Origin of the sequence: Nocardioides acrostichi, from assembly GCF_015319165.1 — a bacterium.
Taxonomy (GTDB): domain Bacteria; phylum Actinomycetota; class Actinomycetes; order Propionibacteriales; family Nocardioidaceae; genus Nocardioides; species Nocardioides acrostichi.
The window spans coordinates 306411-326366 of the sequence record NZ_JADIVZ010000002.1 but is presented as its reverse complement, the minus strand read 5'-3'; the positions used below and the strand labels follow the sequence as shown (position 1 = coordinate 326366).

Sequence of the window (19956 nt, the reverse complement as noted above, 5' to 3'; positions counted from 1 at the left end):
ACCTCTCTTCACCATCAGGGTCTACCGGTACGGTAGTGGGGTGTTCGTGCTCCCCGACCTGGTGGCCGTGGCTCACGTCACCCTGCACCCTCTGCTCCTCGGCATCTCGTGGATGGATCCGCAGTGGCTGCTCGATCAGTTCGGCACCCAGCTCATCTGGCTCAGCCTGCTCATCGTCTTCGTCGAGTGCGGGCTGTTCTTCCCGTTCCTCCCCGGCGACACCCTGCTCTTCGCCCTCGGACTCTTCATCGCCGGCGAGCAGATCGAGGTCTTCGGCCTCAGCCAGCGCCCGCTGGAGCTCCTGGCCGCCATCGTGCTGCTCGGTGTCGCCGGGTTCCTCGGGAACGTGGTCGGCTACGAGATCGGCCGCAAGATCGGCCCGCCCATCTACGACCGCAACGGTCGCATCCTCAAGCGCAAGTACTTCGACAATACCCAGGCCTTCTTCGACAAGCACGGCAACAAGGCGCTCGTGATCGGGCGGTTCGTGCCCTTCGTGCGCACTTACATCACCGTCGTCGCCGGCGCCACGCTCATGCCGCGGCGCCGCTTCTTCACCTGGAGCGCCGTCGGCGCCCTGGCCTGGGTCGTCTCGATCACCATGCTCGGCTACTTCCTCGGACGCACCTTCCCGGCGCTGGGCGAGAACATCGACTACGCGGTCATCGCCATCGCCGCGTTCACCGTGATCCCGCTCTTCTGGGAGGGCATCAAGCACCGCCTCGGCGAGCGCCGCCGCGCCCGTCAGGACGGCGGCGCCGCGCGGTCGGACGACGGCATCGCTGCCGCAGCCGAGCACGAGCCGGTGCGCCAGCCCGACGCCTGAACCGGCGACGGAACCGACGCCGAGGCAGGGTCAGCGGGCCGGCGCGGGCTCGACCTCGTTGCTGGGGTCCGCATCAGGATCCGCGTCGGGGTCGACGTCCGCCACCCGCGCGGGCAGCAGCAGCACCAGGCCGACCACGAGCACGGCGACCACGGCCGCCACGGCGAAGGCCCACCGGAATCCACCGACGGAGGCCGCGGCCGGGCTGGCGCCGTCCGCAAGGAGGCTGGAGGCGCGCGAGCTGAGCACGGTGATCGAGACCGCCGTGCCGACCGCGCCGGCGACCTGCTGGGTGGTGCCGAGGAGCGAGGAGCCATGGGAGTAGAGGTGCCCGGGCAGCGCGCCGAGGCTGATGGTGAACACCGGGGTGAACAGCGCGGCCAGGCTCGCCATGAGCAGCATGTGCACGGCCACGACGAGCACGTAGGGCGTGGTCTCGCCGATGCGGCTGAGCAGCGCGAGCCCCGCGACGATGCCCACGGACGCAGGGATGACCAGCGGACGCGCACCGACCTTGTCGAAGGCGGCGCCCACGCGAGGCCCGAGCAGCCCCATGGCCAGTCCACCGGGCGCGACCAGCAGGCCGGTCTGGAGCGGCGAGAGCCCGCGCATCTCCTGCAGGTACAGCGGCAGCAGGATCATCGCGCCCATCATCGCCAAGAAGCCGACGGACTGGATCGTGATGCCGACCGTGTACGTGCGGTGCGCGAGCACCCGCAGGTCGAGCAACGGTGCGTCCTTGCGCTGCAGCGAGACCTGGCGCCACACGAACAGCCCGACGACGGCGAGCCCACCCACGATGAACGCCGTCGGCCGGGCGCTGCCCTGCGGTCCGCCGATGAGGCTCAGCCCGTAGACCAGGCTGCCGAATCCGAGAGCGGCGAGCACCACGCTGAACACGTCGATGGACGACGGCGCAGGTTCCCCGACGTCCACGAGGTGGCGCAGGGCCAGCCAGGTGACGGCCCCCGCGATCGGCACCATGACGGCGAAGAGCAGTCGCCACGACCCGAACTGGAGCACGACACCGGAGACCGCCGGGCCGAGAGCAGGCGCCACCGAGATCGCCAGCGTCACGTTGCCCATCACGCGACCCCGATCGTGCTCGGGCACGATCGTCATGAGCGTGGTCATGAGCAGCGGGAGCATGACCGCGGTGCCGGCAGCCTGCACGATGCGGCCGGCCAGCAGCAGTGGGAACACCGGGGCGACGCCCGCGATGACGGATCCGGCGAGGAACGTGAGCATCGCGGTGCGAAAGGCCACCCGGGTGGTGACCCGTTGGAGGAACCACCCGGTCACGGGGATCACGACGGCCATCGTGAGCATGAACGCCGTCGACACCCACTGCGCCGCACGAGCGGTGATGTCGAGGTCGACGATGAGCCGCGGGATCGCGTTGACCATGAGGGTCTCGTTGAGGATCACCACGAACGTGGCCAGCACCAGCCACCGGAGCACCGCGTACGGGTTCTCGACGGGCTTCACCGGCGCGGGAGCGTGCTGCTCGGTCTGTTCGGGCATCAGGGGGACTCCTGGGAGCGAGGGGTCGGCGTCATCTGGTGAGACCGCGCGGGGTCGCGCTTCTCATCGGTGTGCCGGGACACCCGACCACGCGATCGGTCGGTGACGCCAGCGGGTTTCGGCGGATCAGGACGCCGACACGGCGTCGAGCTGGGTCTTCGTGAGCACCGAGCGCACCTCGAGATCGACGTCTGCCAGCGGGTTCTCGCCCTCGGGGCTGCGGTCGATGGCGCACACGACGGTCTCGACGATCGCGCCGGCTTCACGCAGCGCATGCGTGGCGTCGCGGACGGCACCACCGGTGGTGATGACGTCCTCGATGATCGTGATGCGACGACCCTCGACCTGCGGACCCTCGGCCAGCTTGCAGGTGCCGTACTCCTTGGCCTTCTTGCGCACGAACAGCGCCGGCTGACCGGTGAGCGCCGAGACCATCGTGGCGATGGGCACACCCCCGAGCTCGAGCCCGCCCAGCAGCTCGGTGTCGTCGGGCAGCAGCCCCACCATCTGCTCGGCGACCCGGCGCAACAGCATCGGGTCGGACTCGAAGAGGTACTTGTCGAAGTACTCACTGGCCACCTGCCCCGACCGCAGCGTGAAGCTCCCGGTCAGGCGGCAGAGGGCGTCGATGTCGGCGGCGAGGCTGGCGGCGTGGGCGTCGGTCACGGGTCCATTGAACCCCGGCGCACCCTCGCTACGGTGAGGCACATGGCAGCGCAGCGTCAGCCCGTCGTCCGACCGAGCCGGTTCGAGGGCATCGAGCCGACGATCTTCTCGCAGATGTCGGCACTGGCTGTGCGCTCGGGCGCGGTGAACCTGGGGCAGGGCTTCCCGGACGTCGACGGTCCGGCGTCCGTGCTCGAGGCCGCCGCCTCTGCGCTGCGCCAGGGCGCCAACCAGTACGCCCCGGGCATCGGGGTTCCGGCGCTGCGAGCGGCGGTGGCCGAGCACCAGCGCCGGCACTACGGCCTCGAGATCGACCCCGACACCCAGGTGTGCGTGACCACGGGTGCGACCGAGGGCGTCGCCGCCGCCCTGCTGGGGCTGCTCGAGCCGGGTGACGAGGTGGTGGTGGTCGAGCCGTACTACGACTCCTACCCGGCGATGCTCCAGGTGGCCGGTGCGGTGCGGCGCCCGGTGACGCTGCGGGCGCCGGACTTCCGGCTCGACCCCGACGAGGTGCGGGCGGCCGTGACGCCGCGCACCAAGGCGATCCTGCTCAACTCACCGCACAACCCCAGCGGCACGGTGCTGACGCGCGAGGAGCTCGAGGGCGTGGCGGCGGTGGCGATCGAGCGCGACCTGATCGTCGTCACCGACGAGGTCTACGAGCACCTGACCTTCGACGAGCACCTGCACATGCCGATCGCCACCCTGCCGGGCATGTTCGAGCGCACGCTCACGCTCTCGAGCCTCGGCAAGTCCTACTCGCTCACGGGGTGGAAGGTGGGGTGGGCGACCGGGCCGGTCGACCTGGTCGCGCAGGTGCTCGACGCCAAGCAGTGGCTCACCTTCACCTCCGGCTCACCGCTCCAGCCGGCCGCCGCCGTGGCGTTGAGCGAGGAGCCGGACTGGCCCGCTTCGCTCGCCGCGGATCTCCGGATCCGGCGCGACCTGCTGTGCTCCGGGCTCGCCGAGGCTGGCCTGCCCGCACGCACACCCGAGGGCACCTGCTTCGCGACCACCGACATCGCGCACCTCGGCTGGCGCGACGGCTTGGAGTTCTGCCTGGCGCTGCCGGAGCGGGCGGGAGTGGTCGCCGTCCCCCTCCAGGGCTTCTACGACTCCGACGCCGGACGCCACCTCGTGCGGTGGGCGTTCTGCAAGACACCCGAGGTGATCCGGGACGGGCTCGACCGGCTGAGGACGGCCGACCTCGAGCGCTGAGCCGCTACCGGCGTCGGTACCAGGCGCGTGACTCGGGGCGCAGCAGGAGTCCCAGCGACATCATCATCACCATCAGCGGCAGCAGCAGGGCGACCTCGCCCAGGCTCAGCACGAGCAGTCCGACGGCGGCGACGGCACCGGAGATGCACAGCGCGAGCCAGGCCCAGCGGTGCCCGCGCCACGCCAGCACCGCGACGCCGGCCGCCGCCACGGCCCAGGCGATGGCGAGGCCGAGCATGGCGTAGATCGCAGCGCGGACGTCGTCGCGCGTGACGTCGCTCGAGGCGAAGGCGGAGTTCTTGGTCTGCTCGATCGCGTCGTCGATCGACCGGTTCAGGCTCGCGGGATCACTCGCCAGGCTCACGATCGCGAGCACCAGCCCGATCACGACCATGGTGCAGGCGGCCCACGCGAGCACCAGGCCGCCGCGCAAGGGCCCGGGCACGCCCGAGCGACCCGCGGGCGCCGGCGTGCCGGCTGCTGTGGCCGTCGTCGTACCGAAGCCCTGGAACGCCGACGGCCCGGCGTGGGTCGCTGGCGGCAGTCCGGTCGACGACGGCGGCGGGGCGCTCTCCCACGGGCGATGGTCGCTCGCGGGTCGAGCCTCCTGAGGCGGCTGCGGCACGCGCTGTGGACGCGTGGAGGCCGGCACCTCGGGCGGGTTTTTGAACCAGCCATGAGCGGGCTGAAGCCACAGCGACACGACCGCACCCGCCATGAGGGCGGCCACGAGTCCACCCGACAACATGCCCGCGAGCAGCAGCGGCACGGCCAGCACGCTCAACGCCACCCGCGCCGTGCGCGAACGCTGCATCACCTGCCACCCGAGGATCCCGGCGGCGACGGCCGAGGCGGCTGCCACCATCGCCAGGATCTTGATGGCCTGCAGGGCAGCAGGAACCCCGACGCCCAACCCGGAGAGCGGCGGGTCCGAGAGCACCTGCTCCACCTGCTCGCGCGTCTCGACCGTCTCCAGCCCCGCGATCAGCTGCCAGGCGCCCATCACCACCAGCACCGCGCCCACCATCAGCAACACCCCCACCATCGTCACCTGGCGAGGGCGCTCGGGGGTGCCGGACGGCGTCGTCGTGCTCACGTCGCACATTCCACCAGACCGGCTCAACTCCCCCCGCCCCACGTCTCGACGGCCGCGGTCTGGGGCGATTGGGCTGTCGTTTGGGATCAAACGACGGTAAAGAGCCCGGTTTTTACCGTCGTTTGATCCCAAACGACGGTAAAACCGACCCAGCGCAGCCGAACCCTCGTCACCCGAGGGTGGGCAACCAGCTCACGTGCCCGGCGAGGACGGCGTAACCGACGAAGGCGCCGACGTCGAGCAGGGTGTGGGTGACGACGAAGGGGGTGACCCGGCCCCAGCGGCGGTAGAGCCAGCCGAAGAGCAGGCCCATCACCAGGTTGCCGACGAAGCCGCCCAGGCCCTGGTAGAGGTGGTAGCTGCCGCGCAGGAGGGCGGCCAGGCCGATGGCGGCCGTATCGCAGAAGCCCAGCTGGCGCAGCCGCACCAGCACGAACCCCAGCACCACGCACTCTTCGAGGACGGCGTTCTCGAACGCGGCGAGCACCAGCACGGGGTACTGCCACCACTGGCCCGGCAGCGACTGGGCGACGACGGTGAGGTTGGTGCCCAGCGCGAACGTGGCGAGGTAGAACGCGACGCCCACCGAGCCCACTCCGGCGGCCAGCAAGGCCCCGACCCCGACGTCACGGCCCCAGCCGCCGCCCGTGCCCTGACCGTCGACCCCGCCCTTCCAGGGCCGCAGCCACACCTCGCGCAGCGAGGTGGCCGAGCGCGCCAGCAGATACGCCGCCAACCCGACCGGCACGAGCGCGAAGACGATGCGCAGCAGCTGATACGTCAGGTCGAGCCAGGGCCGGTCCGGGGCGAGGGAGTTGTTGAGATTCGCCGCCTGCCCCGACAGCGGGCCGGGGGCGGTCAGCGCCGCCACCAGGCTCACCACGGAGTAGACCGCCGAGCGCCCCAGCGACACGAACAGCACCAACGCCAGCTCGCACCACAGCAGTGCCCGGGCGAGATCCGGCACGCCGCCGGGTACCGGAGTGACGATCAGCCCGAGCCGCCGCCTGGGCGTCTCGGGCTGATCGGTGGTCACGCCCTCATCATGCCGGGCGCAGGTGAGTGGCTCATGAGCCGGCGCTGAGCACCAGGCCGTCACTCTCGGGGTCGACGTCGACCTCGACACCCCCGCCGTCGGCCACGTCACCGGCGATGAGCAGTCGCGCCAACGGGTCGCCGATCGCGGACTGGATGAGCCGCCGCAGCGGGCGGGCGCCGTACGCCGGGTCGTACCCGGTGTCGGCGAGCCAGGTGCGCGCGGCGTCGGTGACCGAGATCGAAATGCGGCGCACCGCCAGCCGCTGCTCGAGCAGCGCGAGCTGGAGGTCGACGATGTGCGCGAGGTCGTCGCGGCTGAGCGGGTCGAACGTCACGATCTCGTCGAGCCGGTTGAGGAACTCGGGCTTGAACGCCGCCCGCACCACCTCGAGCACCGCCTCGCGCCGCACCTGTGCGGGCACCTCGGTGTCGACCAGGTGCTGGCTGCCGAGGTTCGAGGTGAGGATGAGCAGCGTGTTGCGGAAGTCGACCGTGCGCCCCTGCCCGTCGGTGAGCCGGCCGTCGTCGAGCACCTGAAGCAGGATGTCGAACACCTCGGGGTGCGCCTTCTCGACCTCGTCGAGCAGCACCACCGAGTACGGACGCCGCCGCACGGCCTCGGTGAGCTGGCCGCCCTCGTCGTACCCGACGTAGCCCGGCGGCGCACCGACCAGCCGCGAGACCGCATGCTTCTCGCTGTACTCGCTCATGTCGATGCGCACGATGGCGCGGTCGTCGTCGAAGAGGAAGTCGGCCAGCGCCTTGGCCAGCTCGGTCTTGCCGACGCCCGTGGGGCCGAGGAACAGGAACGAGCCGGTGGGCCGGTTCGGGTCGTTGATCCCGGCGCGCGAGCGGCGGACGGCGTCACTCACGGCCGTGACCGCCTCACGCTGGCCGATGAGCCGCTCGCCGATGACCGACTCCATCTGCAGCAGCTTGGTGCCCTCGCCCTCGAGCAGGCGCCCGGTCGGGATGCCGGTCCAGGCCTCGACGACGTCGGCGATCTGCTCCGGGCCGACCTCCTCACCGACCAGCGGGTCGGAGACGGACTCGGCCTCGGCGACCTCTGCGATCTGCTTCTCCAGCGCCGGGATGCGGCCGTAGCTGATCTCGCTGGCACCGGCCAGGTCACCCTCGCGCATCAGTCGGTCGGCCTCGACGCGCAGCTGGTCGAGCTGGCGTCGCAGGTCGCCCTCCCCCTCGAGTGAGGCCTTCTCGGCCTCCCAGCGGGCCTCGAGCCCACGCAGCTCCTCCTCGGCGTCGGCGAGGTCGGCGCGCAGCGCGGCCAGGCGCTCGACCGACGCGTCGTCGGACTCCTTCGCGAGGGCGAACTCCTCCATCTTCAACCGGTCGACGTGGCGACGCAGCTGGTCGACCTCCTCGGGGCTGGACTCGATCTCCATGCGCAGCCGTGAGGCCGCCTCGTCGATGAGGTCGATCGCCTTATCGGGCAGCTGGCGGCCGCTGATGTAGCGGTCGGAGAGCGAGGCGGCGGCCACGAGCGCGGCGTCGGTGATGCGCACCCCGTGGTGCGCCTCGTACTTCTCCTGGATCCCGCGCAGGATCTGGATGGTGTCCTCGACGCTCGGCTCGCCCACCAGAACCTGCTGGAAGCGGCGCTCGAGCGCGGGATCCTTCTCGATGGATTCGCGGTACTCGTCGAGCGTCGTGGCGCCGACCATGTGCAGCTCGCCCCGCGCCAGCATCGGCTTGAGCATGTTCCCGGCGTCCATCTGCGAATCGCCGCCGGCACCAGCGCCGACGACCGTGTGCAGCTCGTCGATGAAGGTGATGACCTGGCCGCCGGCGTCCTTGATCTCCTCGAGCACGGCCTTGAGCCGCTCCTCGAACTCGCCGCGGTACTTCGCGCCGGCGACCATCGCCGCGAGATCGAGGCTGAGCACACGACGGCCCTTGAGGGAGTCGGGCACGTCGCCGGCCACCACGCGCTGGGCCAGGCCCTCGACGACGGCGGTCTTGCCGACGCCGGGCTCGCCGATGAGCACGGGGTTGTTCTTGGTGCGGCGGCTGAGCACCTGCACCACGCGACGGATCTCGGCGTCGCGGCCGATCACCGGGTCGAGCCGGCCGTCCTCGGCCGCCTGCGTGAGGTCGACGCTGTACTTCTCCAGCGCCTCGTAGGTCGACTCGGCGTCCTGGCTGGTGACGCGGCGGTTGCCACGCACAGCGGTGAGGCCCTCACGCAGCCCGGACTCGCTCAGCCCGGAGTCGGTGAGCACCTTCTGCGCGCTCGACTCGACGCCCGCCAGGCCGATGAGCAGGTGCTCGGTGGCGACGTAGTCGTCCTTCATCGACGCCGCCAGGTCGAGCGCCGCGGCCAGCACCCGGGTGAGCGCCGGCGAGGCGCCCGGCTGCTGCACGGTGGAACCGCTCGCCCGCGGCAGCGACTCGGCCACGGAGCGGGCCGTCGCCAGGAGTGCCCCGGCCTCGATGCCGGCCTTGGTGACCATGGTGCGGGCGATGCCGTCGTCGTGGCTCAGCAGCGCCACCAGCAGGTGCACCGGCTCGGTGGCGCTGTTGCCGGCGGTGGTGGCGGCGAGCTGCGCGGACTCGATGGCCTCGCGGCTGCGGGTGGTGAACTTCTCGACACCGAACTGACTCATGAGCATCTCTCCTGCGCGGCGTCCGGACTCCCGACCGGACGCGGGTCTGATGGGAACGTATCTGGCCTCTGCGGCCTACACCAGGATCAACATCAAGAAAGTTGAGTCCATTCCACTCAACGTGCCCACGCCTTCGAAGTCGACGTAGAACTCATCTGCCATGGCTGCTGCCCCCGTCCGGCCTGCTCCCGTCCGGCCTGCGCAGACCCCGGCCCGCGCCGCGTCGACGAGGGCGACGAGGGCTCGACGTCGATCCCGACCCGTCACCTACCCGGTCGCGCCGCGACGCAATCGCGGCGCATCCGGCTCAGCCTGGCTCAAAGGCCCTCGGGCGGCGGTTCGCCGCTCGCCGCCTCCGGTGGGGCATCGTGCTCGGGAAACCTCTCGCGGCTCGCGCCCTCGTCGAGCAGGGCGGCGCGGCAGAAGTCCTCGCCGAAGGGCGTGAGGTGGATGCTGCGGCGCACCACCTTGGCGAACGTGACCGAACGGCAGGCCTCGAGCACGTCGGGCTGCGCCTCCAGCACCTGGTACTCCAGCGGATCGCGCACGGGCTCGCTGGAGAACCACACGACGCCGAGCCGGAAGAGATTGTTGAGGTAGGCGGGCACCTGCTCCGGACGCCGCAGCCCGGCCCGGGCGCCGATCATGGTGAGCCCCGGGGCGACCAGCTGGCTGCTGACCAGCCCGACCGGACCGCCCGTGCGCACGTCGACGCTGGGCTGGGGGCCGTGCTCGAGCAGCATCATGAGCAGCCGGGCCTCGTCGGGGGCGAGCTCGTCGAGCATGCGGGAGAAGGCCGGGTGCCCGGTGTCCGCCTCGTCGTCGTCGATGGCGCGGGAGCGCTGCATGAGGGCGGCGCCCCGCTCCCGCAGCGTCTGGCCCGACCTCGGGGCCGGCCCGCGGGCGGTGTTTGCCTCGCGCTCCTGCAGGTGCTCGCGCGGTACGGCGCCGAGTCGCTCGGCGGCACGCAGCAGCACCTCGCCGACCGGTTCGCCGTCCGCCACCTCGCGGGCCATGGACGACGCGATCCCCGCAGCCAGGGTGGCGTCGCGCGCGAGCAGGCGGGCGGCGTCCGGGCTGCCGAGTGCGATGAGCAGACGACGCAGCGCAGCCACATAGGCGCGACTCCCCCAGCTGGCGGTGTTCCACGCCGCGGAGGCGGAGAGCCGCGCGAGGCCGGGCAGGGACGCCGCGACGCCGGCCGCCGTGATCGGGGTGCTCTCCCGGTCGTCGGGGGCGCTCACGAGGAGACGCCGAACACGAGCAGGTGCAAGAAGCCGCCGGCCAGACCCATGACGGCACCGTGGGCGTAGAGCATCCACTCATCCTCCCGGATCGCCGAGCGCATCATCTCCACGAAGTCGCGCGGCGGCAGCTCCTTGGTGCGCCGGGAGACCAGCTGCTCGATGCGGTCGGCCTGCTGCTCGGAGAACGCGGGGTCGGTGAGTGGCTCCATGGTGCGGTCGACGGCCTCACGGGCCACGGCGTCCCGGATCCCGTCGAAGCGACCCGGACCCATCGCCACCCGTACCGCTCGACGGGCCGGACCCGCCGCACGATCGACCGACGGGCCGAGCGCTGTGACCAGCAGCTGCCGGGTGCGGTCGCCCGACGGGCCCTCGAGCAGGTAGGTGACCAGGCGCTCGAGGGTGATGACGTCCTCGGCGATGATGCGCGCGTACACCTCCGCGGCCTTCGGCTGGCGCCGCGGGAAGAGCCCGTGCACGCGCACGCCGAGGATGCGACGGGGCTCGGGGGGCTCGAAGATCAGCCACATGCCGAGCGCGTTGGTGACCCAGCCGACCAGCACGCCGAGGATCGGCAGCAGCCACCACTGCCCGAAGATCGAGTCGACGATGGCCACGGGGATGCCGAGCAGGAACCCGAACACGAACCCGAAGGCGACCATGAGGTTGAGCTCGCGCTGACCGAAGTCGCGGAAGATCCGGACGACGAGCGCGGGGTCGGAGCGGAAGTGGTCGATGACCATGAGCTTGGGGTCGAGCAGCTGGTCGATGTGCTCGCCGAGCTGGTCGGTCACCTCGCCCACCACCTGCGGCAGCTGCGACTGCACCCGGGCGACCACGGCGTCGCGTACGGGCTGCGGCAGGTCGCGCCACAGCTGGGGCTCCTGGCGCGACATCACGTCGTCGACCAGCTGCGGCACCTCCGGGCGCATCACCGTGACGATGTGGTCGGCGATGTGCTCGGGCTCCAGCTGGGCGTAGAACTCCGAGGGCGTACCGAGCTTCGAGATCGCCTTGTCGACCGCGATGGAGCCCATCTTGGCCGCTCGGGCCGGCACGATGCCCTGCCAGCCGATGCCGCCCTGGAGCAGACCCGGCACCTCCTGGATCTTGCGGGGCAACACCGAGGCGAGCTGGCGCAAGCCGGGCACGCGGCGTCCGCGGAAGTGCACGGGGGCGAACAGCATCCACAGACCGGACCAGTTGATCAGCCAGCCGACGACGCCGGTGAAGACGGGGATGGTCAGGAAGTGCACCCAATGGATGCCCGACCACCACTCGCCGATCGCCTGGAGCACTCGCGCATTGTCGCGGCAGACCGCGGCAACCGCCACACCCGGACCAGCCCGGCCACCGGACCTCACCGCATAGCGCAGGGGGTCGGACGGCGTGTCTGCCCCTGGGACGGTGAAACTTCGCCGTCCCGGGGGCGAGTTCACCGGACGTCCGGTGAACTCGCGCCCACTAGCGCGATCGCCGCCACACGACGACCGAGCTGCCGGGGTCGGGGGCTCGGAGCACAGGCAGCTTGTTGGCCGGCGCGCCCGGTGCCGCGGCCCGCCGCTGAGCCGCCGCCTGGCGCAGGGCGTCGCGGACGGCGTCCAGCTCGGCGACCAGCTCGGCATTGCGCGCCGACAACGCGGCGACACGGTTCTCGAGCTCGAGGATGCGGCGTACGCCCTCGATGCCGATGCCGGACGCGGTGAGGTCGGCGATCTCGCGCAGCCTCTCGACGTCGTTGTGGCTGTACCGGCGCCCGCCACCCCCGGTGCGACCCGGCGTGATCAGGCCCATGCGCTCGTAGGTGCGCAGGGTCTGCGGGTGCAGGCCGGTGAGCTCGGCGGCCACCGAGATCACGAACACGGCCGCGTCGGGGTTGGACTCACCGAACGGTGAGCCCAACCGCGGCGCCCGGCCGGCCACGGCTCAGGCCCCCGCCTGCTCGAAGAGGTTCGCGCGCAGCGGCTTGGACGCCGTCGCCTCGCGGTAGGCCTCGACGGCGGCGCGTGCCTCGGCGTCGAGGCTCGCCGGCACCTGCACCTCGACGGTCGCGAGCAGATCGCCGCGCGAGCCATCGGACTTCGGTGCACCCTTGCCACGCACCCGGAAGGTGCGCCCGTTGGGCGTGCCAGCGGGCAGCTTGAGCGTGACCGGGGTGCCACCCAGGGTCGGGATCCGCACCTCGGCACCGAGCGCCAGCTCGTCGAAGCTGACCGGGACGTCGAGGGTGAGGTTGTCCTCCTTGCGGCCGAAGACCCGGTGCGGCGAGACCTTCACGACGACGTAGAGGTCGCCGGTGGGGCCGCCGTTGCTCCCCGGCGTTCCCTTGCCGCGCAGCCTGATGCGCTGGCCGTCCTTGACGCCGGCGGGGATCCGCGCCTGGATCGTGCGCGAGGCACTGCCGCGACCGCTGCCCTGACAGACGGGGCAGGCCTCGTCGTAGAGCAGCTGACGTCCGCCGCAGGTGGGGCAGGTCTCGTTCATCGAGAACGCGCCACCGACCCCGCGCACGACGTATCCACCGCCCTCGCACTCCGGGCACACGTGCGGCTTGCTGCCCGGCTTGCCGCCGGTGCCCTGGCACGCCGAGCACGGCGAGTCGGAGGAGAGCCGCAGCGAGATCGTGACGCCGTCGATGGCGTCGGTGAAGCTGATGGTCGCGTTGCTCTCGACGTCGGCGCCCTTCTGGGCGCGAGGACGCCGTTGCTGGCGCCCGCCGCCGAAGCCGCCGCCACCACCGCCGCCGAAGAGGTCGCCGAACAGGTCGCCCAGGCCACCCGCCCCGCCCTGCTGGCGGAGGAGGTCGTCGAGGTCGATGTTCTGGCCGCCGCCGAAGCCGCCGGGGAACCCGCCGCCGCCAGCGCCACCGAACCCACCGGGAAAACCCCCGGAGGAGTACAGCCGACGCAGTTCGTCGTACTTCGGCCGCTTGTCGGGGTCGCCGACGACGTCGTAGGCCTCGGCGACCTGCTTGAAGGTCTCGTGCTTGGCCGTGTCGCCCGGGTTGGAGTCGGGGTGGTTCTCCCGCGCCAGCTTGCGGTAGGCCTTCTTGATGTCGGCCGCCGAGGCGTCCTTGGCGACGCCGAGCACGGCGTAGAAGTCCTTCTGCGCCCAGTCGGGCCGCATTCCTTCGGTGTCAGTCACGGGAGAACCTCCCTTCCTCTCTCATCGTTGCAGTGGATCCGCCGATGCGGGCCGATCCGACTCAAGCCGGATCGACCACGAGCACCTGGGCGGCGCGCACGACGCGGTCGCCGATGCGGTATCCGGCCTTGGCGATCACCTTGCAGGTGGTCACCTCGACCTCGGCGTCCTCGCCGATGTGCGAGAGCGCCTCGTGCAGGCTCGGGTCGAAGGCGTCGCCGACCTCGCCGAACCGCACCAGCCCGGCCGTGGCGACGGTGCGCTCGAGCTGCTCGGCGACCGCCTTGAGGCCGCCGGACAGCTCCTCGTGCTCCCGCGCCCGGTCGATCGTGTCCAGCACCTCGGTGATCGGCGCGAGCGCGGCGTAGGTCGCGTTCTGCTTGACCAGGTCGCGGTCCCGCTCCACCCGACGCTTGTAGTTCACGAACTCGGCCTGGAGCCGCTGGAGGTCGAGCGTGCGCTCGGCCAGGGCGGTGCGGGCGGCGTCGATCTCGTCGGCCACCGAACCGCCGTCGGCGTCGGTGGTCGCGTCGACCGGAGCACCCTCCTCGACCATGTCGGAACCCTCCGCGGCCGCTTCGACCTCGGTTTCGTTGGCCATCTCGGCCGCCGCGTCGCCGAACCCCTCGGCCGAGCCCTGGTCCGGGCCCTGCGCCGAGGGCCCGGCCGGGGCCGCCGGGTCCGGAGGCGTGCCCTCGGACCCGGTCGGCTCCTGCGCGCCAGCCTCCTCCGGGGGCTGGGTCACTTGCTCTCACCCTCGCCGGCGTCGGTCGGCTCGTCGTCGACGACCTCGGCGTCGACGATGTCGTCGTCCGCCTCGCCCGTCGCGCCGGTGGAGCCACCGGCGGCCGACGCGTCGGCCTCGGCGGCGGCGTACATGGCCGCGCCCATCTTCTGGCTGGACTCGCCCAGCTTGGTGACGGCGGCCTGGAGGGCGTCGGAGTCGGCCTCTTCGTTCTCGAGCAGACCCTTGAGCGCGTCGACGTCGGCCGTGACCTCGCTCTTCACGTCGTCGGGCAGCTTCTCGTCGTTGTCGGCGAGGAACTTCTCGGTCGTGTAGACCATCTGCTCGGCCTGGTTGCGGGTGTCGACCGCGGCGCGACGCTTGGCGTCCTCCTCGGCGTACTGCTCCGCCTCCTTGACCATGCGGTCGATGTCGTCCTTGCTCAGCGCCGAGCCACCCGAGATGGTCATCGACTGCTCCTTGCCGGAGGCCTGGTCCTTCGCGATGACGTGCACGATGCCGTTGGCGTCGATGTCGAAGGTGACCTCGATCTTCGGCACGCCACGCGGGGCCGGGGGCAGACCGGTGAGCTCGAAGTTGCCCAGGGGCTGGTTCTGCGCCCACATCTGACGCTCGCCCTGGGCGACCTTGATCTCCACCGACGGCTGGTTGTCGTCGGCGGTCGTGAAGATCTCGCTGCGCTTGGTCGGGATGGTGGTGTTGCGCTCGATGAGGTTGGTCATCACGCCGCCCTTGGTCTCGATGCCGAGGGAGAGCGGGGTGACGTCGAGGAGCAGGACGTCCTTGACCTCGCCCTTGAGCACACCGGCCTGAAGGGCCGCGCCGTCGGCGACGACCTCGTCGGGGTTGACGCCCTTGTTGGGCTCCTTGCCGCCGAGCAGGCTCTTGACCAGGTCGGTGACGGCCGGCATGCGGGTCGAGCCGCCGACGAGCACCACGTGGTCGATACCGGACACGTTGACGCCGGCGTCCTTGAGCACGGCCTGGAACGGGGCCTTGGTGCGGTCGAGGAGATCCTCGGTCATGCGCTGGAACTCACCGCGCGTCAGCCGCTCCTCGAAGTGCAGCGGGCCGGACTCGCCGTGGGTGATGTAGGGAAGGTGGATCGTGGTCTCGGTCGAGCTCGAGAGCTCGATCTTGGCCTTCTCCGCCGACTCCTGGAGGCGCTGCTTGGCGATCTTGTCGGCCGCGAGGTCGACGCCGTTGGCGTCCTTGAACTTCTTGACCATCCACTCGACGATCCGGTTGTCCCAGTCGTCGCCGCCGAGCACGTTGTCACCCGAGGTCGCCTTGACCTCGACGACACCGTCGCCGACTTCGAGCAGGGACACGTCGAACGTGCCGCCGCCGAGATCGAACACGAGGATCGTCTGGTCCTCGCCCTTGTCCAGGCCGTAGGCCAAGGCGGCCGCCGTGGGCTCGTTGACGATGCGGCTCACGTTGAGGCCCGCGATCTCGCCGGCCTCCTTGGTGGCCTGGCGCTGGGCGTCGGAGAAGTACGCCGGCACGGTGATGACCGCGTCGGTGACGTCCTCGCCGAGGTAGGACTCGGCGTCGCGCTTGAGCTTTTGGAGCACGAACGCGCTGATCTGCTGCGGCGTGAACTCCTTGTCGTCGATCTTCGTCTTCCAGTCGGTGCCCATGTGGCGCTTGACCGACCGGATGGTGCGATCGACGTTCGTGACCGCCTGACGCTTGGCGACCTCGCCGACCAGCACCTCGCCGTTCTTGGCGAAGGCGACGACCGACGGGGTGGTGCGAGCGCCCTCGGCGTTCGCGATGACGGTGGGCTCGCCACCTTCGAGGACCGACACGACGGAGTTCGTCGTGCCCAGGTCGATGCCGACGGCACGTGCCATGGCTGCTACCTCCTGCTTTCGTCTGCGTGGGTTGACCCGCATGAGCGGGTTCGCTGGGAGTCGGGCTCCGCTGATGACGCCATCCTGCGTCGCTCAACTCGACCTGACAAGTTACTTGAGTGCCTTCGACTCAAGTTTGCTCACTTGATGCAATGCAATGGCGAGCCGGTTCATTCCCGTGCTTGGCTCCCGTCATGGGAGAACTTCTGCTGCGCCCCCTGCGCGTCGACGACGAGGACGCCGCACTCGAGGCGGATCGACTGCTCGCCGCCGACGACTTCACGTTCGTGCTGGGCCGCGACGAGGGCGAGGCGTGGGCCGACTACGTGCACCGCACCCACGGCTGGCCCGACCGCGTCGGCCTGCCCGAGGGTCACGTTGCCGGCGCCTTCCTCGCCGCCGAGGTCGACGGGACGCTGGTGGGTCGCGCCTCCCTGCGCTTCGAGCTCAACGACTTCCTCGGGCGTTGGGGTGGCCACGTGGGCTACGGCGTGCACCCGGCCCACCGCCGGCTCGGCTACGCCACCGCGATCCTGCGCGCGGCCCTGCCGTTGCTCGCCGAACGCAGTGTCGAGCAGGCACTGGTCACCTGCGACCTCGACAACGAGGGCTCCCGGCGCACCATCGAGCGCTGCGGTGGCGTGCCCGACGGCATCGCCGAGCCGGACCCCGACGCCGGCGGGCCGGCGTCCACCGCCAAGCTCCGGTTCTGGGTGCCGACCGGGGGGCCGGGAGGTTTATCGGGGCCCCGATGAAACTTCGCCTCCCCCGCTGTTGCTTCATCGGGGAACCCGCGGGTTCATCGGTTCCCCGATGAAACTTCGCCTCCCCCGATGTTGCTCCATCGGGGAACCCGCAGATTCATCGGCGCACCGATGAAACTCCCAGCCTCCGACGTCGACTCGACGAGCCGGCCCTACCCCAGGCCCGCGAGTCGCAGCGAGACGTCGACGATGGAGACGCGGTCGAGCGAGGTGACGTCGGCCAGCGGCACCCAGCGCGCCTCGTCGGTGCTGCCGTCCTGCTCGTGGCGCAGGACGCCGCCGACGACGCGAGCGCGGAAGACGACGCGCACCGCCTTCATCGGTCGGGCGGTGTCGATGGAGCGGCGCTCGGCCGGGAAGACGTAGGAGTCGACGCCGAGCAGCTGCTCGATCTCGACGTCGTAGCCACTCTCCTCCTTGACCTCGCGCACCACGCCCTGCTCGGCGGTCTCGTGCAGCTCGACGCCGCCACCGGGCATGGTCCACTGCGGTCGCGAGCCCTCGTTCCACAGCGCCAGCAGCACCCGGTCGCGGTCATCGACCACGACCGCATAGGCAGCGAACCGGGTGTCGTACTCGGTGTAGTGGAGAGCAGACATGAGGCCTAGTCTCCCTGACCGGACTCGTACACCGCGACCGCGCCTTCCAACTCCGCGATGAGCGCCCGCGTGGCGGGCACGACGTCGGCGCCGGTGCGATGCACGACTCCGACATGCCGGACGCCGAGCTCGGCGAGGTCGTCGACCTGCACCGCGGGGTGCCGGTAGGCCGCCAGCGCGGAGTCCGGCAGCACCGCGACGCCGAGGCCACGCGCGACCAGGTTCTGCACCACCACGTAGTCGTCGGTGGTGTGCCGCAGCGCCGGCTCGAACCCGGCCCGCCGGCACACCTGCACCAGGTGACCACGACACCGTTCGCACCCACCGATCCAGTCGCTTCGGGCCAGCTCGCTCACGGAGGACGGCACCGGGAGCCCGGGCGGGGTCACCAGCCGCACCGCCTCGGTGAGCAGCGGACGCCAGACGAGCCCGGCCCGGCCCTCGAGGTCGGCGGGCGCTCCGTCGTAGCCGAAGACCAAGGCCAGGTCGGCATCACCCGCGGCGACCGCGGGCACAGCGTCCGGCGGCTCGGCCTCCACCAGGCCGACGCTGACCCCGGCATGCGAATCGGCCAGCGACCGCACCGCATCGGGCACCAGCGTGGCGGCGGCCGACGGAAAGCTCTGGAGCCGCACCCGCCCCGACCGCAGGCCCGCGAGGTCGCCCAGTTCCTCGCCCGCGGCGTGCAGCTCTGCAGCGATGGCATCCGCGCGTCGCACCAGAGCAGCTCCGGCCTCGGTGATCGTGGTGCCGCCGGGCCCACGCACCACCAGCGGCACCCCGGCTTGTCGCTCGAGCGCAGCGAGGTGCTGGCTGACCGCCGGCTGGGTCCAGCCCAGGCTCCGGGCCGCCCCTGCGATCGAACCGCTGCGCGCCACCTCGCGGAAGATCAGCACCCGTCGCACGTCCACGAGACCCAAGTATTGCTTGGGTCTGGGTTCACGCAAAGAGGACTTCCTTGGGCTCCGGCGAGCGAGCACTCTGAGGGAATGAGCACGCACCGCACCATCGGCCTCGTCGGCGGCATGAGCTGGCACTCGACCCTGACCTACTACCGGCGGATCAACGAGATCGTCGCCGAGAGGCTCGGCGGGCACCACAGCGCCCGCGTCACGCTCCAGTCGCTCGACTTCGCCGACGTCCGCGCCCACCAGCTCACCGGCGACTACGAGGCGTCGGGGCGCCTGCTCGCCGAGGCCGGACGCCGCTGTGTGGCCGGCGGTGCGGAGCTGATCGCCATCTGCACCAACCTCATGCACAAGAACCACCAGCACCTGGCCGCCGCGGTCGACGTGCCGGTCGTACACATCGCCGACGCCGTCGCCGAGCGGTGCCGCCGGCACGGCTGGGCCACGGTCGGTCTACTGGGAACCCGCCCGGTGATGGAGGAGTCGTTCTACGCCGAGCGGCTGGCGAGCCACGGCATCGGCGTCGTCACGCCGAGCGGACCCGACCGGGCGGAGGTCGACCGGATCATCTTCGACGAGCTCACCCGTGGCATCTTCACCGACGCGTCGCGCCACCGCTACCTGGAGATCATCGCCGGCCTGGCCGGGCACGGCGCGGAGGCGGTGGCGTTCGCGTGCACCGAGATCGGGCTGCTGGTGCCGTCATCCACCTCGCCGCTGCCGAGCATCGACACCGGTCTGGCTCACGCAGAACTGCTGGCCGAGCTGGCGCTGGCGCCGGTGCCCGTACCGGCCGGGTGTTGAACCCACCCCCGCGCCACGGTTCGGTGGAGACATGACCGTTTCGATGATCACCTTGAACAACGGCACCAGCATCCCGCAGCTCGGCTTCGGGGTCTTCCAAGTGCCTGCGGAGCAGACCGCTGACACCGTCACCACGGCATTCGAGGTCGGCTACCGACACATCGACACCGCCCAGATGTACGGCAACGAGCAGGGTGTCGGCCACGCGATCGCCAATGCCGGAATCCCGCGCAGCGAACTGTTCATCACCTCCAAGCTCAACAACAACAACCACACGCCGGACGACGTCAAGCGCTCGTTCGACGAGACGCTCAGCAAGTTGGGGCTCGACCAGATCGACCTCTTCCTCATCCACTGGCCGCTGCCCACCCGCTACGACGGCGACTACGTCTCGACCTGGAAGGCCATGGTCGACCTCGTGCAGCAGGGCGGTGCGCGGTCCGTGGGTGTCTCGAACTTCGAGCCCGAGCACCTCGACCTCATCGTGGCCGAGTCCGGCGTCGTCCCCGTGGTGAATCAGATCGAGGTGCACCCCTACTTCGCGAACGAGGCGGCCCGAGCGGGCACGCACAAGCACGGTGCCGCGGTCGAGGCGTGGTCGCCGATCGCCCAGGGCAAGGTGCTCGACGACGAGACCATCGCCAAGGTGGCCGCCGCCCACGGCAAGACGCCCTCGCAGGTGACCCTGCGCTGGCACATCGAGCGCGGCGACATCGTGTTCCCCAAGTCGATGCACCGCGAGCGGATGGTCGAGAACTTCGAGATCTTCGACTTCGCGCTGACCCCCGAGGAGATGGCCGCGATCGACGGGCTCGACCGCGGCGGCGACGGACGCCAAGGCCCCGATCCGGCCACGTTCGACTACGTGCCGGAGTGACCACGGGCCCTGGC

Annotated in this window: 18 protein-coding genes; 5 read left to right on the top strand and 13 right to left on the bottom strand. The window is 71.0% G+C overall.

The window, feature by feature from the left end:
- Positions 1 to 40 precede the first annotated feature (40 nt).
- Positions 41 to 826 (top strand): DedA family protein, encoded by a 786-nt coding sequence (locus ISG29_RS06400; protein WP_328828203.1) that lies wholly within the window; start codon positions 41 to 43, stop codon positions 824 to 826.
- Between the two features lie 30 nt (positions 827 to 856).
- Here ISG29_RS06400 and ISG29_RS06395 read toward each other — a convergent pair whose 3' ends face one another.
- Together ISG29_RS06395 and pyrE are read right to left on the bottom strand one after the other, a co-directional pair.
- Positions 857 to 2350 (bottom strand): MDR family MFS transporter, encoded by a 1494-nt coding sequence (locus tag ISG29_RS06395; RefSeq protein WP_194502546.1) that lies wholly within the window; start codon positions 2348 to 2350, stop codon positions 857 to 859.
- A 126-nt stretch (positions 2351 to 2476) separates the two neighbouring features.
- Positions 2477 to 3016 carry an orotate phosphoribosyltransferase gene (pyrE, locus tag ISG29_RS06390; RefSeq protein WP_194502545.1) on the bottom strand — a complete coding sequence of 180 codons (540 nt, stop codon included), beginning with the start codon at positions 3014 to 3016 and terminating at the stop codon, positions 2477 to 2479.
- Between the two features lie 42 nt (positions 3017 to 3058).
- Here pyrE and ISG29_RS06385 point away from each other — a divergent pair, with 42 nt between their 5' ends.
- On the top strand, positions 3059 to 4237 hold the full coding sequence (locus tag ISG29_RS06385; protein ID WP_194502544.1) for an aminotransferase class I/II-fold pyridoxal phosphate-dependent enzyme: 1179 nt from the start codon (positions 3059 to 3061) through the stop codon (positions 4235 to 4237).
- Between the two features lie 4 nt (positions 4238 to 4241).
- Here ISG29_RS06385 and ISG29_RS06380 read toward each other — a convergent pair whose 3' ends face one another.
- The 9 genes from ISG29_RS06380 to dnaK all read right to left on the bottom strand — a co-directional run bounded on the left by ISG29_RS06380 (position 4242) and on the right by dnaK (position 15990).
- Positions 4242 to 5333 (bottom strand): hypothetical protein, encoded by a 1092-nt coding sequence (locus ISG29_RS06380; protein ID WP_194502543.1) that lies wholly within the window; start codon positions 5331 to 5333, stop codon positions 4242 to 4244.
- A gap of 169 nt (positions 5334 to 5502) precedes the next feature.
- Positions 5503 to 6369 (bottom strand): CPBP family intramembrane glutamic endopeptidase, encoded by an 867-nt coding sequence (locus tag ISG29_RS06375; protein WP_328828199.1) that lies wholly within the window; start codon positions 6367 to 6369, stop codon positions 5503 to 5505.
- A 31-nt stretch (positions 6370 to 6400) separates the two neighbouring features.
- The gene (gene clpB, locus ISG29_RS06370; protein WP_194502542.1) at positions 6401 to 8995 is read right to left on the bottom strand and encodes an ATP-dependent chaperone ClpB; all 2595 of its coding nucleotides are present in this window, start codon (positions 8993 to 8995) and stop codon (positions 6401 to 6403) included.
- A 317-nt stretch (positions 8996 to 9312) separates the two neighbouring features.
- Positions 9313 to 10239: an Abi-alpha family protein gene (locus ISG29_RS21540; protein ID WP_207792815.1), complete on the bottom strand. Its 927-nt coding sequence runs from the start codon at positions 10237 to 10239 to the stop codon at positions 9313 to 9315.
- On the bottom strand, positions 10236 to 11540 hold the full coding sequence (locus tag ISG29_RS06360; protein ID WP_194502541.1) for a hypothetical protein: 1305 nt from the start codon (positions 11538 to 11540) through the stop codon (positions 10236 to 10238). Before ISG29_RS06360 ends, ISG29_RS21540 begins: the two co-directional genes overlap by 4 nt.
- 166 nt (positions 11541 to 11706) lie before the next feature.
- Positions 11707 to 12165 (bottom strand): heat shock protein transcriptional repressor HspR, encoded by a 459-nt coding sequence (locus ISG29_RS06355; protein ID WP_328828195.1) that lies wholly within the window; start codon positions 12163 to 12165, stop codon positions 11707 to 11709.
- A gap of 3 nt (positions 12166 to 12168) precedes the next feature.
- A complete protein-coding gene (locus ISG29_RS06350; RefSeq protein ID WP_194502827.1) occupies positions 12169 to 13368 on the bottom strand; it encodes a DnaJ C-terminal domain-containing protein in 1200 nt (399 codons plus the stop codon).
- Positions 13369 to 13447: 79 nt separating this feature from the next.
- Complete coding sequence (gene grpE / locus ISG29_RS06345; RefSeq protein ID WP_328828193.1) at positions 13448 to 14131, bottom strand: nucleotide exchange factor GrpE; 684 nt, start codon at positions 14129 to 14131, stop codon at positions 13448 to 13450.
- Entirely contained in the window at positions 14128 to 15990 is a 1863-nt protein-coding gene (gene dnaK / locus ISG29_RS06340; protein WP_194502540.1) for a molecular chaperone DnaK, read from the bottom strand. Before dnaK ends, grpE begins: the two co-directional genes overlap by 4 nt.
- Before the next feature lie 194 nt (positions 15991 to 16184).
- Here dnaK and ISG29_RS06335 point away from each other — a divergent pair, with 194 nt between their 5' ends.
- Entirely contained in the window at positions 16185 to 16745 is a 561-nt protein-coding gene (locus ISG29_RS06335) for a GNAT family N-acetyltransferase (protein WP_194502539.1), read from the top strand.
- 161 nt (positions 16746 to 16906) lie between these two features.
- Here ISG29_RS06335 and ISG29_RS06330 read toward each other — a convergent pair whose 3' ends face one another.
- A complete protein-coding gene (locus tag ISG29_RS06330; RefSeq protein ID WP_194502538.1) occupies positions 16907 to 17353 on the bottom strand; it encodes an NUDIX hydrolase in 447 nt (148 codons plus the stop codon).
- A 5-nt stretch (positions 17354 to 17358) separates the two neighbouring features.
- Positions 17359 to 18264 carry a LysR family transcriptional regulator gene (locus ISG29_RS06325; RefSeq protein WP_194502537.1) on the bottom strand — a complete coding sequence of 302 codons (906 nt, stop codon included), beginning with the start codon at positions 18262 to 18264 and terminating at the stop codon, positions 17359 to 17361.
- A 78-nt stretch (positions 18265 to 18342) separates the two neighbouring features.
- On the opposite strand from ISG29_RS06325, the gene ISG29_RS06320 reads away from it, so the two are divergent.
- Together ISG29_RS06320 and ISG29_RS06315 are read left to right on the top strand one after the other, a co-directional pair.
- Positions 18343 to 19065, top strand: coding sequence for an aspartate/glutamate racemase family protein (locus ISG29_RS06320; protein WP_194502536.1), 723 nt, complete (start codon positions 18343 to 18345; stop codon positions 19063 to 19065).
- 31 nt (positions 19066 to 19096) lie between these two features.
- Entirely contained in the window at positions 19097 to 19942 is an 846-nt protein-coding gene (locus ISG29_RS06315) for an aldo/keto reductase (RefSeq protein WP_194502535.1), read from the top strand.
- Positions 19943 to 19956 lie beyond the last annotated feature (14 nt).

Excerpts from the sequence above, each read along its gene's own strand:
- ISG29_RS06320 (WP_194502536.1), top strand. The coding sequence starts at position 18,343 with ATGAGCACGCACCGCACCATCGGCCTCGTCGGCGGCATGAGCTGGCAC.
- ISG29_RS06395 (WP_194502546.1), bottom strand. The coding sequence starts at position 2,350 with ATGCCCGAACAGACCGAGCAGCACGCTCCCGCGCCGGTGAAGCCCGTC.
- dnaK (WP_194502540.1), bottom strand. The coding sequence starts at position 15,990 with ATGGCACGTGCCGTCGGCATCGACCTGGGCACGACGAACTCCGTCGTG.
- ISG29_RS06350 (WP_194502827.1), bottom strand. The coding sequence starts at position 13,368 with ATGCGGCCCGACTGGGCGCAGAAGGACTTCTACGCCGTGCTCGGCGTC.
- ISG29_RS06335 (WP_194502539.1), top strand. The coding sequence starts at position 16,185 with ATGGGAGAACTTCTGCTGCGCCCCCTGCGCGTCGACGACGAGGACGCC.
- ISG29_RS06330 (WP_194502538.1), bottom strand. The coding sequence starts at position 17,353 with ATGTCTGCTCTCCACTACACCGAGTACGACACCCGGTTCGCTGCCTAT.
- ISG29_RS06315 (WP_194502535.1), top strand. The coding sequence starts at position 19,097 with ATGACCGTTTCGATGATCACCTTGAACAACGGCACCAGCATCCCGCAG.
- ISG29_RS06385 (WP_194502544.1), top strand. The coding sequence starts at position 3,059 with ATGGCAGCGCAGCGTCAGCCCGTCGTCCGACCGAGCCGGTTCGAGGGC.
- clpB (WP_194502542.1), bottom strand. The coding sequence starts at position 8,995 with ATGAGTCAGTTCGGTGTCGAGAAGTTCACCACCCGCAGCCGCGAGGCC.